This window comes from Rhizobium sp. P1_E6 (assembly GCF_056405875.1).
In genome coordinates this window covers 101,902-114,215 of sequence record NZ_JBFUBG010000008.1, presented here as the reverse complement: position 1 = coordinate 114,215, position 12,314 = coordinate 101,902, and the positions used below count along the sequence as shown (strand labels likewise).

At 60.8% G+C, this 12,314-nt stretch carries 13 protein-coding genes; 4 read left to right on the top strand and 9 right to left on the bottom strand.

Going from position 1 to position 12,314, the window contains the following annotated elements:
- A partial coding sequence (gene ppk2 / locus AC1D35_RS07210; protein ID WP_477938384.1) for a polyphosphate kinase 2 occupies nt 1-820 on the top strand: 820 nt, incomplete at its 5' end.
- Nucleotides 821-865: 45 nt separating this feature from the next.
- Here ppk2 and AC1D35_RS07205 read toward each other — a convergent pair.
- The 4 genes from AC1D35_RS07205 to AC1D35_RS07190 form a co-directional block, all read right to left on the bottom strand.
- A complete protein-coding gene (locus tag AC1D35_RS07205; RefSeq protein WP_113311201.1) occupies nt 866-1,708 on the bottom strand; it encodes an ABC transporter permease subunit in 843 nt (280 codons plus the stop codon).
- Nucleotides 1,709-1,711: 3 nt separating this feature from the next.
- Nucleotides 1,712-2,593, bottom strand: a complete 882-nt coding sequence (locus AC1D35_RS07200) for an ABC transporter permease subunit (protein ID WP_113299871.1) — start codon at nt 2,591-2,593, stop codon at nt 1,712-1,714.
- Nucleotides 2,590-3,699, bottom strand: coding sequence for an ABC transporter ATP-binding protein (locus tag AC1D35_RS07195; protein WP_113311202.1), 1,110 nt, complete (start codon nt 3,697-3,699; stop codon nt 2,590-2,592). The genes AC1D35_RS07200 and AC1D35_RS07195 overlap by 4 nt, the downstream gene beginning before the upstream one ends.
- Nucleotides 3,700-3,864: 165 nt before the next feature.
- Entirely contained in the window at nt 3,865-5,040 is a 1,176-nt protein-coding gene (locus AC1D35_RS07190) for an extracellular solute-binding protein (RefSeq protein ID WP_113311311.1), read from the bottom strand.
- 238 nt (nt 5,041-5,278) lie between these two features.
- Here AC1D35_RS07190 and AC1D35_RS07185 point away from each other — a divergent pair, with 238 nt between their 5' ends.
- Nucleotides 5,279-6,001: a GntR family transcriptional regulator gene (locus tag AC1D35_RS07185; protein ID WP_113299869.1), complete on the top strand. Its 723-nt coding sequence runs from the start codon at nt 5,279-5,281 to the stop codon at nt 5,999-6,001.
- A gap of 40 nt (nt 6,002-6,041) precedes the next feature.
- Entirely contained in the window at nt 6,042-7,229 is a 1,188-nt protein-coding gene (gene uxuA / locus AC1D35_RS07180; RefSeq protein ID WP_113311203.1) for a mannonate dehydratase, read from the top strand.
- A gap of 2 nt (nt 7,230-7,231) precedes the next feature.
- Here uxuA and AC1D35_RS07175 read toward each other — a convergent pair whose 3' ends face one another.
- The 5 genes from AC1D35_RS07175 to AC1D35_RS07155 all read right to left on the bottom strand — a co-directional run bounded on the left by AC1D35_RS07175 (nt 7,232) and on the right by AC1D35_RS07155 (nt 10,768).
- Nucleotides 7,232-7,642, bottom strand: a complete 411-nt coding sequence (locus AC1D35_RS07175) for an ACT domain-containing protein (protein WP_113299867.1) — start codon at nt 7,640-7,642, stop codon at nt 7,232-7,234.
- Between the two features lie 90 nt (nt 7,643-7,732).
- Nucleotides 7,733-7,939, bottom strand: a complete 207-nt coding sequence (locus AC1D35_RS07170; protein WP_113311204.1) for a hypothetical protein — start codon at nt 7,937-7,939, stop codon at nt 7,733-7,735.
- A 143-nt stretch (nt 7,940-8,082) separates the two neighbouring features.
- On the bottom strand, nt 8,083-8,451 hold the full coding sequence (locus tag AC1D35_RS07165) for a response regulator transcription factor (protein WP_477938383.1): 369 nt from the start codon (nt 8,449-8,451) through the stop codon (nt 8,083-8,085).
- A gap of 93 nt (nt 8,452-8,544) precedes the next feature.
- Nucleotides 8,545-9,192 carry a response regulator transcription factor gene (locus tag AC1D35_RS07160; RefSeq protein WP_113311205.1) on the bottom strand — a complete coding sequence of 216 codons (648 nt, stop codon included), beginning with the start codon at nt 9,190-9,192 and terminating at the stop codon, nt 8,545-8,547.
- A complete protein-coding gene (locus AC1D35_RS07155; protein ID WP_477938382.1) occupies nt 9,179-10,768 on the bottom strand; it encodes a sensor histidine kinase in 1,590 nt (529 codons plus the stop codon). Before AC1D35_RS07155 ends, AC1D35_RS07160 begins: the two co-directional genes overlap by 14 nt.
- 555 nt (nt 10,769-11,323) lie before the next feature.
- Here AC1D35_RS07155 and AC1D35_RS07150 point away from each other — a divergent pair.
- Nucleotides 11,324-12,313 (top strand): HlyD family secretion protein, encoded by a 990-nt coding sequence (locus tag AC1D35_RS07150; protein ID WP_113311207.1) that lies wholly within the window; start codon nt 11,324-11,326, stop codon nt 12,311-12,313.
- Nucleotide 12,314: the final 1 nt, after the last annotated feature.

The following is a 12,314-nucleotide window of genomic DNA, read 5'->3' as shown; positions in this document are numbered from 1 at the left end:
GCTCGACGAGCTGGTCGCCGAGGGCATGTCCGGCCCGGCGGAACAGACGCTCGAACGCAAGCTCTATTTCCGCGAGCTTTTCCGCCTGCAGCATGAACTAGTCCGCCTGCAGGACTGGGTTCAGTACAAGAAGCTCAAGGTCGTCGTGCTTTTCGAAGGCCGTGACTCCGCCGGTAAGGGCGGCGCGATCAAGCGCGTGACCCAGCGCCTCAATCCGCGCGTCTGCCGTGTCGTCGCACTGCCGGCGCCGACCGAGCGCGAGCGGAACCAGTGGTATTTCCAGCGCTACACTCCACACCTGCCATCGTCAGGCGAAATGGTGCTCTTCGACCGCAGTTGGTACAACCGCGCCGGCGTCGAGCGCGTCATGGGCTTCTGCACCAAGGACGAGCTGGAAGAGTTCTTCCGCTCGGTCCCTGAGTTCGAGCGCATGCTGGTGCGTTCGGGGATCATTCTCATCAAGTACTGGTTCTCGATCACCGACGAGGAGCAGGAATTCCGCTTCAACATGCGCATCCACGATCCGCTGAAGCAGTGGAAGCTTTCGCCGATGGACCTGCAGAGCCGCGTCCACTGGGAGGAATATACCAAGGCCAAGGAAGAGATGCTGGATCGCACCCATATCGACGAAGCGCCGTGGTGGGTCGTCCAGGCGGTGGACAAGAAGCGGGCGCGCCTGAACTGCATCGCGCATCTGCTGGGCCAGATTCCTTACGAGGAGGTGCCGAAGCAGGAGATCGTGCTTCCCGATCGTGTGCGCCACGATGATTATCAGCGCAGCGCGGTTCCTCAGGAAATGTACGTTCCCGAAGTCTACTGACGATTGAAAAAGAAAGCTGCTGCCGGGTTTCCGGCAGCAGCATGCTCAATGCGCTGATTGCTGCTTGGCGCGCGCGACGATCTGCGTCGGATTGACGAACTGCAGCGCGATGATGAGCCAGAAGAGCGTCGTCACCATATAGATCACCGCCATTGCATCGATCGACTGGCCGGCGCGCACGCCGGATGCAAAGACCGCGTAATAAAGCGAGACGACAAGCGTCTGCGTCTGCGGCCCCGCGATCAGGAAAGTCAGCTCGAACATGGCAAGCGTGCGCACCAGAACCAGCAGCAGTGCCGCCAGCATTCCAGGCAGAAGCAACGGCAGCAGAATGCGGATGAAGAGGCTGGTCGTGCCGGCGCCGAAAACGCGTGCTGCTGCCTCGATGCGCGGATCGATCTGCTCGATGAAAGGGATCATGACGAGCACGACGAAGGGGAAGGACGGGACGAGGTTGATCAGCACCACGCCCCAGAACGTGCCGCCGAGGCCGAGCTGATAGAGCACGGTCGCCAGCGGAATGCCGTAGGTCAGCGGCGGGATCAGCAGCGGCAGAAGGAAGAGCAGGATGATGGCGCGCTTGCCCGGAAAGTCGCGCCGCGCCAGCGCATAGGCTGTCATCACGCCGAGAATGCCCGAGATGAGGACGACGACGAAGGCCATCTCGAAGGTGACGATGACGACGCTGGAAAGCTGGAACTCGCTCCAGGCGCTGAAATACCAGCGATCCGTCCAACCGCGCGGCAGCCATGTGCCGAGCCATCGCGTGGCGAAGGAGTTGACGATCACGGCCGCGATGACGGCTAGCAGGTTGAGGACGAAGAGGGTCGCGAGCGCCCAGACGGCGATGCGCCAGATCTTTGAAGTAAGGCCCTGGTCACGGATCATGGCTCAGCCTTTCGTGCCGCCGGCCGGGCCGCGGTAGAAGAACGAACGTGCGCCGAGAATGGCGACAACGACGAAGAGCTCGACGCCGCCCATGATAAGGGCGATGGCCGTGCCGTAGGAATGGTCATATTGTTCGAAGGCGGCCTGATAGGCGGCAATCGAGATGACTCGCGTTGGACCGGCCGGCGCGCCGAGCAGGACAGCTGATGGAAAGACGGCGAAGGCCTGCACGAAGGAGAGGCAGAAGGTCACGGCAAGACCGGGCACAAGCAGTGGCAGGAAAACGCGCATGAAGCGCTGCCGTGCATTCGCCCCGAGCGTGGCAGCAGCCTGCTCGATCGCTGGATCGATGCCGGTGATATAGGACAGCGTCAGCAGGAAGGCGAAGGGAAAGCCCGTGATCAGCAACGAGGCGAAGACGCCCCAGTAGTTGTTAGTCAGCTTGACCGGTGAATCCAGGACGCCGAAAAGAATGAGTGTCTCGTTGAACCAGCCGCGCGGCCCGAGAAAAGTCAGAAGACCATCGGCGACGAAGACCGTGCCGAGCGTGATCGGTAGCACGAGAATGGTTGTCAGCAGCCGCTGCCGGCGCATCAGCCGGACGCGGAAGGCCACGGGGACTGCGAAGGCCAGGTTGACGATGGTGACAGGCAAGGCGAGCCACATGGTGTTGGCGATCGTGCCGTACTGGAACTGGTCGGAGAAGAACTTCGCGTAATTTTCGTACCAGAACCCTCCATCCTTCGGCATCAGCGAATCCGCGACGCCGTAGATGAAGGGATAGATGAAGAGCGCGATCATGAAGAGCAGGCCCGGCAGCACAAGCAGCGTCGTGCCATCAAGGCCTTGGGCGGCGAGCCTGGTTTTCAGTGACGGCCCGCTCATCCGGCTGCCCCCTTGAAGACGAGCGAGCGACCCGCGACCGGCTGTAGCGTCGCTGCGGCGCCGCGCGGCAATGCGTCATCGGCGCGGAAATAGAGGTCCGATCCGTCGGCCGAGCGAGCCATGCCGAAGAAGGCGCGGCCGCGATATTCGGTGCTGGCGACGGTGACGGGAATGCCGATGCCGTCATTGGTTGCGACGAGATCTTCTGGGCGCACGGAAAGCACGGCGGCATCGCCTACTTTAAGCGTATCACGCATGGTACCGGTCAGCCGGGCGCCGGTGGTTTCGATCTCGGCCTCGTTGCCGGAGACGGACACGACGCGGCCGGGGATGCGGGTGCGGAAGCCCATGAAATCGGCAACATTAAGATTGACCGGTCGCTGGTAGAGGTCCTGAGGCGTGCCGATCTGCTGGATATGGCCCTGGCTCATGACGACGATACGGTCGGCAAGCGACAGTGCCTCATCCTGGTCATGGGTCACGTAAACGGTGGTGGAGCCGATCTGATCATGGATGCCTCGGATTTCGGCGCGCATTTCCAGGCGTAGCTTGGCGTCCAGGTTGGAGAGCGGCTCGTCCATCAGCACGATCGGCGGGCGGATCACGATGGCGCGAGCGATGGCGACGCGTTGCTGCTGACCGCCGGAGAGTTGGCCGGGCAGCTTGTCGGCCTGACTTTCGAGGCGCACGAGGGCCAGGGCATCGATGATGCGTTTGTCGGCCTCTGCGCCGCGGATGCCCTGCATCGCAAGGCCGAAGCCGACATTCTTGCGCACGCTCATGTGCGGGAAGAGTGCGTAGCTTTGGAAAACCATGCCGAAGCCGCGCTTTTCCGGCTCCAACTGATCGATGCGATTGCCGCCGAGGCGGATTTCGCCGCCGGTAAGGCCAAGCAGACCGGCAATGCAGTTCAGCGCCGTGGACTTGCCACAGCCAGAGGGGCCGAGAAGTGCGATGAATTCGCCGGGCTCAATGGCAAGATCGATGCCATCAAGGGCGTTATAGGCGCCGAAGGATCGCCTGATGCCATCAAGCTCAAGTCGCGCATTCTTCCGCGAAGACAGCGTTGCAGCGTTTTGAACCGGCAAAGTCAATGCAATCTCCATTTATCGGCAATCATGGCCGATAGAGCATCACCGCTCTTGAAGCACGGCGACGCTCTATCCTTTGTTTTCAAGCAGTTCCCGCAAAAACGCTGTGCACTTTTGCGGGAATTGCTTTGGAACTCCGGCGCCGTGAAGCCAGCGCCGGATTATTATGACCAGCAGGGATCAGCCCTTCTTGGCGCCGATCTTTTCGTCCCAGATGCGGAAGGCCTGGACGAGCTGCTTGGGCTCCAGCGGAACTTCCAGAGGGCTGCCGGCGATCCAGTCGGCATATTCCGGCCGGCCGAATTCCTTGATGGTTTCCTGGCTTTCTGCCGGCGCCATATCGAGGGTGACATCCTTCACCGCCGGGCCGGGATAGAAGTAGCCGGCGTCATAGGCGATCGCCTGCTGCTGCGGCTGATAGATGAAGTTCAGGACGTCGAGCAGAACGCCGATCTTTTCGTCGGAAACACCCTTCGGGATCGCCGCATAGTGGGCGTCGGTGACCCAGTGGAAGCCTTCGAGCTTGCCGACCTTGGCTTCCTCGGGAACGATGCCGAGCGCGCGCGGGTTGATGTCCCAACCGGTGGTCGTGGCGACGATGTCGCGCGTGCCTTCGCCTAGTTCTTTGAAGACCACTGCGGTGCCGGTCGGGTAGTATTCGATGTTTTCGCCGAGAGCGGCCAGATATTCCCAGGTCTTGGCCCAGCCGTTGACCGGGTCGCGCGGATTGCTGTCACCGAGCAGGTAGGGCAGGCCCATCAGCAGCGTGCGGCCCGGGCCGGAGTTTGCCGGGCGGGCATAGAGGAACTTGTTCTTGTTCTGCTTCGTCCAGTCGAGCAGCTCCTGCGCCGTCTTCGGCGGGGTTGCCACCTTGTCCGGCATGTATTCGATCAGCGGGCCGGACGGATAATAGGTGATGACGACGCCCTGGTCCTTGGCAAGCGCCTGCATCTTGAATGCCTGTGGCTGCAGGATGCTTTCAAGATTGGGCAGTGCCGACTTGTGGCTGGTTAGGTCGACCCAGAGACCCTGGTCGACGCCGGCCGAAAGCGCGTCCGTGCCGGTCAGGACGAGATCGATATCGACCTTGCCGGCAGCCTGCTGGGCCTGGATCTTGGCAGGCAGTTCCGGAGCAGGAGCCTTGGTGAAGGAAAAGCTGGAAACGAATTCCGGCTTAGCCTTGGCGTAGTTTTGGAACATACCCTGCGTCAGCGCCAGGTTGCCGGCGACATCGACGACGGTGATGGTAACAGGGCTTGCCGGTGCCTTTGCCTGCGCGAAAGCGCGAAGCGGCAGCAATCCGGCCGCGGCGACGCCGGCAGCTCCGCCGACGAAGGTTCTGCGTGTGATCTTCATTCTGTCCTCCTCCTTTGCGGCGGTGTCGGCCTTAACCCCGAGCGCCGCCCGTTTGCATCGCAATGCACGTCTCAATGCCTCGATGCGCCGGTTTTCCGGCAGCATCAAATGCCCGCAGCTCGAAGCTTTTCCTCCGGGTGCAATGCCACGCCGCTGTTCTCCTCCGCAGCATGTCTTGGCAACAGAATTCAATTGATATACTAGTATGCACGAGAGTGTCAACGTCCCGAGATCATGCATGCGGCAGGCTTCCGATCCTGAAATCCTCGCCTTCCCGACGTCACGCGACGCCGGCGGAAAGATCCGCCGCGTGACGACGGCAGCGGCGATCCATGAGCGCCTGCATGCCGACATCGTTTCGCTGAGGATTCCACCGGGAACGGCGCTGCAGGAAAAGCGGATCGCCGAGGATTTCGGCGTCAGCCGCACGCCGGTGCGCGAAGCGCTGTTGCGGCTCTCCGAGGGTGGGCTCGTCGATATCTATCCGCAGTCCGGCACGGTGGTTTCGCGCGTGCCGGTTTCGGCCATTCCGGAAGCGGTCGTCGTGCGCAAGGCGCTTGAGGGAACGACGGTAGAAACGGCGGCAAGCATTGCGACAGGTGGCGACATTGCGCGGCTGGATGCAATCATAGCGCGGCAGAAGACACATGCAGCACTCGGCAATGCTTCGAGCTTCCATGAAGAGGACGAGGCCTTTCACGAGGCGATCGCGCAGATTGCCGGCTATCCCGGCATCTGGACTATTTTAAAGACCGTGAAGGTACAGATCGACAGGGCGCGGCGACTGACGCTGCCGGTGCTCGGCCGCATGGACAATGTCGTGCACGAGCATATTGGCATCCGCGACGCCATCGCCGCGCACGATGTCGCGGCGGCGCGCGAAGCTATGATTCATCACTTGAGCGCCGTTATACCCGACGTGGCGGAGCTGCGGTCGCAGTTCCCCGACTATTTCTGCTGACGGCGGAACGACAGAACACAGGATATCAAGGAGAGAGGAAATGCGGCAAGGTTGGAGATGGTTTGGGCCGGAGGCGCCGGTCACGCTGGACGAGGTGCGCCAGACGGGTGCGACAAACATCGTTTCGTCGTTACACCAGGTGCCGATCGGCCGCGCCTGGACCGAAGCGGAAGTGCGCGAGCGCCAGTCGCTGATTGAAACGACGCCGGCCGGCCGCTCGAAACTGACCTGGAGCGTTGTCGAGAGCATCCCGATCCCCGATGCCGTCAAGCGCAAGGGCGGGCAGGCCAAGGCCGAGATCGAAGCATGGATCGCCAGCCTCGAAGCCGTCGCCGCCTGCGGTATTCCGATCGTCTGCTACAACTTCATGCCTGTGGTGGACTGGACGCGCACCGATCTCGACTATGTAACGCCGACCGGTGCAACCGCCATGCGCTTTGACCATGAGCGATTTGCGGCCTTCGAGTTGTTCGTGCTGGAGCGGCCGGGTGCTGCCCAAGAATATTCTGAAGAGGATAAAGCGCGGGCCAGGGCCGTCTACGAGAGCATGACGGAAGCCGAGATTGCCGAAATTACCCGCATCATCACCTCGGCTCTGCCAGGCTCGACGACCGAGCCGCTGACCATTCCGGCTTTTCGCGAAAAGCTTATCGCCTATCAGGGGATCGACGCGAAGAAGCTTCGCCAGCACCTCATCGAATTCCTTGAAGCCGTCGTGCCGGCCGCAGAAGCGCGAGGCGTGAAGCTGACCCTGCATCCGGACGATCCGCCGCGATCGCTCTTCGGCCTGCCGCGTATCGCTTCGACGGCTGAGGACTACGCAGCACTGTTCGACGCCGTGCCGGCGGCCGCCAACGGCATGTGCTATTGCACCGGCAGCCTCGGCGTGCGCGCCGGCAACGACCTGCCGGCGATTGCGCGGCGTTTTGCCTCGCGCATCTATTTCGCCCATCTTCGCGCTACGATCCGCGAGGGCGACGGCCGTACCTTCCATGAAAGCGCACATCTCGAAGGTGACGTGAACATGGTTGCCGTGCTGAAGGAGCTCGTTGCCGAGGATCGCCGCCGCAGCGCCGACCAGTCGATCGTCTTCCGCTCGGATCACGGCCACCGCATGCTCGACGATCTGCAGAAGAATGTCACGCCCGGCTATCCGGCAATCGGCCGTCTTCGCGGCCTTGCCGAGCTACGCGGCATTCTGCACGCGCTCGACGCGCCACCGACCTGATTTCAGTTCTGGCTTGCAGCCGAAAACTGCCGCAGCGCTTCGACGGCCCGTTCGGCATCAATGGCAGGCACGAAAATGTGGTCGTGGTGATAGGCCGCAACCACATTGGCGCTGATGCCGACTTCCGTTAACGCGCGGGAGAAGGCGGCGGTCAGGCCCACCGCTTCAAGCGAGGAATGCACCTTCAGCGTGATCTGCCGCATGGGCGGGCTAGCCTGCAGGCCGGCCTTGCGGGCCGCCTCCAGCGACAGGATGAGCGTCAGCCCTTCCGTTTCGTGAAAGAGGCCGAGCGGGCGAAGATGCAGGTAGTCTTCCGGCTGGAAGGCCGGCACGGTGCAATAGACAAATTCGCCGTCTGCCAATTCCGGCTCCATGGTCGAAAGAAGAACGGAAAGGTCCGTGATGCCTGTCATGTCGTCTTTTCCCTGAAGCCGAGAGATGGCGGCGTTATCTCACTGACCGGCCGGGAGGAGTAAACCGGTCAGTACCAGGTATTGGGAGGATCAGAAATGCGTCCGGCTGATTTCATCCGGGCGGCGATGCGCGGCAATGCGGACCGGTTGGTATTCGTAGATCGGATTTTCCGGTTCCAGGCGCAGAAGCGCGCAGTGGAACTTGTAATTGGCACCGGTTACGATGTTGGAGAAGATTACATCCATCAGAATGTTCTTCCCCACGCTGATAAATATCGGACGTTTGAACTTCATCATGGCGTCACCTCGTTTTTCTATCCAGTGTACTGGATGTAACGAAGGAATTCTATTCTTTAATGCTTCCGTCCAAAATTATACATAGGTGTATAAATTTGATCTGATGGCGGAAGCAATACTTCGGAATTCGCCGCAGTGGAGCCTTACGGCTTCAGAGCCATTTCCAGATACTTGATGAGGGAATCAAATTCGACCGRCTTGCCCAGAAAGGCCAGCGCGCCGCCTTCAATGGCGGCCGTCCTAGTCCGCTCGTCGCGATAGGAGGTCATGAAGATCATCGGCGGTTTTTCGGGCTCGCCGTTGAGGATTTCCTGCAGTTCGATGCCGCTGAGGCCCGGCATCTTGACGTCGACGAGCATGCAGTCGATCGCCGCCCTGTCATTAAAGGCCAGAAACTCTTCCGCAGAAGCAAAAAGCTTGCTGCGGTAGCCGCACGACTGGATCAGATCGTCAAGAGCCTCCCGGATGGCCTGGTCGTCATCGACGACCGCGATTGTGGATGTATGTGACACGAGATTGGTAGCCTTGCTTATTCCTGCATTACGTTAGGTTATATTATGAGGCTCATGACCGTGTCGCGGTACCATACAAGGGTCTAGGTTACACTACCTGCCTTCCAGCATTTCGGTCTTGCGCACCAGATCGGCCACCGAGCGCACCTGCATCTTGCGCATGACATTGCCGCGATGCAGCTTCACGGTGATTTCGCTGATGCCGAGGTCATAGGCAATCTGCTTGTTCATCAGTCCCTTGACGACAGCGGCCATCACCTCCCGCTCGCGGGGCGTGAGCGTATCCACCAGCGAGGCGACAGCATCGCTTGCTGCCATTTCCCGGCGCCGCGCCATGTCCTTCTCGATCGCGATGCCGACGGCATCGAGAATGTCCTGGTCGCGGAAAGGTTTTGTGAGGAAGTCGACGGCGCCGGCCTTCATGGCGCGCACGCTCATCGGAATATCGCCGAAGCCGGTCATGAAGACGATCGGCATCCTGCTGCCGATCCGTTCGAGATGAAGCTGGAAATCCAGTCCGCTGAGGCCCGGCAAGCGCACGTCGAGGAGAATGCAGCCCGGCCGGCGCAGGTCGGCGGTATCGAGAAAGGCAGTGGTCGTGGCAAAGGAGGCGGCGTCCATCTGGACCGACCGGAAGAGGTCGACAAGCGACTCGCGGATGGATTCGTCATCATCGACGACATAGACGATTGGCAATACGGACTGCGAGGCTGCCTTCGATGCGGCGCTAGTGTCGGTCATGGTCGTCCTCAATCGGTATGATYATTTCGAAGATGGCGCCGCCTTCAGGATGATTGCCGGCAATCAGCTGGCCGCCTCCGGCTTCCAGCGTGCTGCGGCAGATGGAGAGTCCCATGCCCATTCCGGAGGGCTTGGTCGTGAAGAAGGGCGTGAAAAGCTTCGTCATTGCCTCCTCGCTGATACCAGGGCCGAAATCTCTCACGGAGAGGCTGACAAACATATCATCCTTCCTTTCGAGCGAGATCAGAATCTTACGCTGGTCGATCGCCGTCGCCTGCATCGCCTGCACGGCATTGGTAACGAGGTTGATCAGCACTTGCTGCAGTTCGATGCGGATCGCCTTTACCGAAGGCGCTTTTTCGCCTCGTTCAACCTCGAAGCTCACCATGTCGCGCTGGAAGTCGTGATCCATCAAGGCGCGCGTTTCCTCGATCAGGGTTTCAAGATCGACATATTCGGGCGTACGGTCGGTATGGGACAGCATCGAGCGGGTGTTGTGGATGATTTCGCTCGCGCGCTGGCTGTCGCGGATGATGCGCTCGGCCGAACGGTGCACGGCGGCAAGATCCGGCGGTTCGCGGTTCAGCCAGCGAAGCAGCGTCTGAGCATTGACGACAATGGCGCCGAGCGGCTGGTTGAGTTCGTGGGCGAGCGAGGCTGAAAGCGTGCCGACGGTCGCCGCGCGGGAGGCACGGGCAAGCTCGTCCTGCGCTTCGCGCAAAGCCTTCTGCGTCATTTCGCGCTGGGTGATATCCACCATGCCGACCACCACGCGGTTGAAGGCGGCAGGGTCCTCGGGAAAACTCATGCTCATGATGACAAGCCTGATCTCGCCGTTTTCAGCAATCAGATTGCCCTTGCCTTCAAAATGACGTTCCCCGCGAAAGATGGCATTCATCAGGTCCAGGAAGGTATCATCGTCAGGGGCGATGTAGCGGCGCATCGTGCGCGACTGCAGGCCGTCGGCGACGTGGCCGAGCAGTTCCAGCGCCGCGTCATTGAAGGCGATGGTACGGATGAGGCCCGTGCAGGTGGCGATGATGCTGGGGTTCGTTCGGTAGTAATCTTTGAGGTCGCTGACACCTTCGGCCTTCAAAGACATCAGGAAGGCTCGCACTGCGGAATAATCGCGCTCCCAGAGTGCGATGCGGCTGTGCTCGAAAATATAGCGGAAGCGGGTCTCACTGTCGCGAAGGTGCAGGTTGGCCTCGATGAGCCCGGTGCGCGCGGTTTCGTTCCGGAGAATAAGGGCGCAGGTGATGGTGATCGCGGCTAGAGAAACCGCAAAGCGCAACTGCGCCGGAACATCTTCCCCCAGGCCGTGCGAGTAGAAATAAGCAAAAAGTGTAAAAGCGGTGCAGATGACCGCAAGCAGCGTTGTTCCGATCCTCGTCAGTATTTCGGCAGCTAGCAGCAGCACGATAACATAGAGGACTGCGATGGCGCTTTGGATCTCGGTGAAGGCATCGACGTAGAATACAGTGGCGCCGAGAACCAGGGCGATCAGGCCAAGCGTGATTTCATGCGAGGGTGTTCCTCGCCGGTTGACCAGCTTCAATAATACAGATGATCCCATGCCCCCTCGCTGTGGCCCCGGTCCTATTCGAACCGGTTAATTCTCGCGTAGCTTAATGCGGTGTTTAGCCGCGCAAAGCTATACAAAAGTGTTGGAAGTAAAGGGCGAATAGTTCCTCCGGCCAAAAAGAAAGACCGCCCCGAGCGGCGGGACGGTCTATGGCGGATGGGAGGATCCGCAGGGCTTCGGCGGAGGGGGACGCCTGCCCTAGAGGTGGCAAGGGGCGGTGCCACCAGCTTGGAACCGTGAATGGTCAGGTCGGCTCCGAGCTACGAGTAGAAGGTAAATCGAAGAGCCCTGTGGCGTAACTATACTTAGGTTTTGGTCCGGCCATACGAAGCGGCAGGTCCGTTTGCTGGGCGAATGGCTTTGAAACTTGGGTTGATGACTTCCGCAAGGATGACGCCGCAGGTGGCACGCAGAACCGATGAAAATCCATCGGACACGGTCACGACTTTTACGGCGTGCAAGGCGTCGCAGCACGGTTGTCATATTGCCAGAGGCATAATCCTGAGACACAGTCAGCCGGACTACTCCATCTGAAAGAGGGCACCGATGAGGGCAGCAGGAATGGTACGGGCAGTCGTGGGGATCGTGGCCCTCGTCGTTCTTGGTGTTCTGCTTTGGTTTGCGACGCGCCCGCCGCCGCTGGTAGTGCAGGGCGAGGTTTCCGCCAATCGCGTCGATATCAGCCCGCGTGTCGCTGGCCGTATTCTCAAACTCAACGCCGATGTCGGTGACAATGTCGAGAAGGGCACTGTTATCGCCGAGCTGGAAAGCCCGCAATTGACGGCGGCATTGCATCTGGCCGAAGCGGCAGTCGGCGTATCCGAAGCCGATCTGACCCGGGTCAACAGCACGCGTCCGGAAACCATCGATGCGGCCAATGCCGAGCTTGCGGCAGCGAGCGCCGACGTCACGCTCTATCAGGAAGAGTCCGCCCGTCAGGCGCGGTTGATAACGACAGGGGCCTCGACGCAGGCGCAGGTCGATCAGACGGCCCGCAATCTGGAAGCGGCGATCCGCAAACAGGAATCGGCTGCAGCCAATGCGCGGCTTGCGACGGCCGGGTCCAGCAAGGAAGAAAAAGCGCTTGCCGCCGCCCAGGTGGAGCAGGCGCGCGCCTCCCTCAATCAACGGCAAGTCGATGTCTCGGAACTCACCATCCATGCGCCGATTTCCGGTCAGGTGACGACGCGCGTTGCCGAGCTCGGCGAAAACTTCAGCGCCGGTTCGCCGCTGTTTTCGATCATCGACCTGCAGAGCCCCTGGTTCACCTTCAATCTTCGTGAGGACCTGCTGAAGGGACTCAAGGTCGGGGACGGCTTCAATGTCACTGTTCCGGCGCTTGGTGGCGGTCAGTCGATCCCGGTCAAGGTAACGATGATTAACGCGCAGGGCCAATATGCGACCTGGCGTGCGACGCGCGCTACCGGCGATTTCGACCTGCGCACCTTCGAGGTGCGCGCCGTGCCCGCCAATCCCGTCGAAGGGTTGCGGCCGGGCATGAGTGTCATCGCCTCCTGGCCGCCGGCGGGGCATTGAG

Bases quoted from the DNA above. Each gene is read 5' to 3' on its own strand.
- AC1D35_RS07205 (WP_113311201.1), bottom strand. From the start codon at position 1,708: ATGATCCGTGACCAGGGCCTTACTTCAAAGATCTGGCGCATCGCCGTC.
- AC1D35_RS07200 (WP_113299871.1), bottom strand. From the start codon at position 2,593: ATGAGCGGGCCGTCACTGAAAACCAGGCTCGCCGCCCAAGGCCTTGAT.
- AC1D35_RS07195 (WP_113311202.1), bottom strand. From the start codon at position 3,699: ATGGAGATTGCATTGACTTTGCCGGTTCAAAACGCTGCAACGCTGTCT.
- AC1D35_RS07190 (WP_113311311.1), bottom strand. From the start codon at position 5,040: ATGAAGATCACACGCAGAACCTTCGTCGGCGGAGCTGCCGGCGTCGCC.
- AC1D35_RS07185 (WP_113299869.1), top strand. From the start codon at position 5,279: ATGCGGCAGGCTTCCGATCCTGAAATCCTCGCCTTCCCGACGTCACGC.
- uxuA (WP_113311203.1), top strand. From the start codon at position 6,042: ATGCGGCAAGGTTGGAGATGGTTTGGGCCGGAGGCGCCGGTCACGCTG.
- AC1D35_RS07175 (WP_113299867.1), bottom strand. From the start codon at position 7,642: ATGACAGGCATCACGGACCTTTCCGTTCTTCTTTCGACCATGGAGCCG.
- AC1D35_RS07170 (WP_113311204.1), bottom strand. From the start codon at position 7,939: ATGATGAAGTTCAAACGTCCGATATTTATCAGCGTGGGGAAGAACATT.
- AC1D35_RS07160 (WP_113311205.1), bottom strand. From the start codon at position 9,192: ATGACCGACACTAGCGCCGCATCGAAGGCAGCCTCGCAGTCCGTATTG.
- AC1D35_RS07150 (WP_113311207.1), top strand. From the start codon at position 11,324: ATGAGGGCAGCAGGAATGGTACGGGCAGTCGTGGGGATCGTGGCCCTC.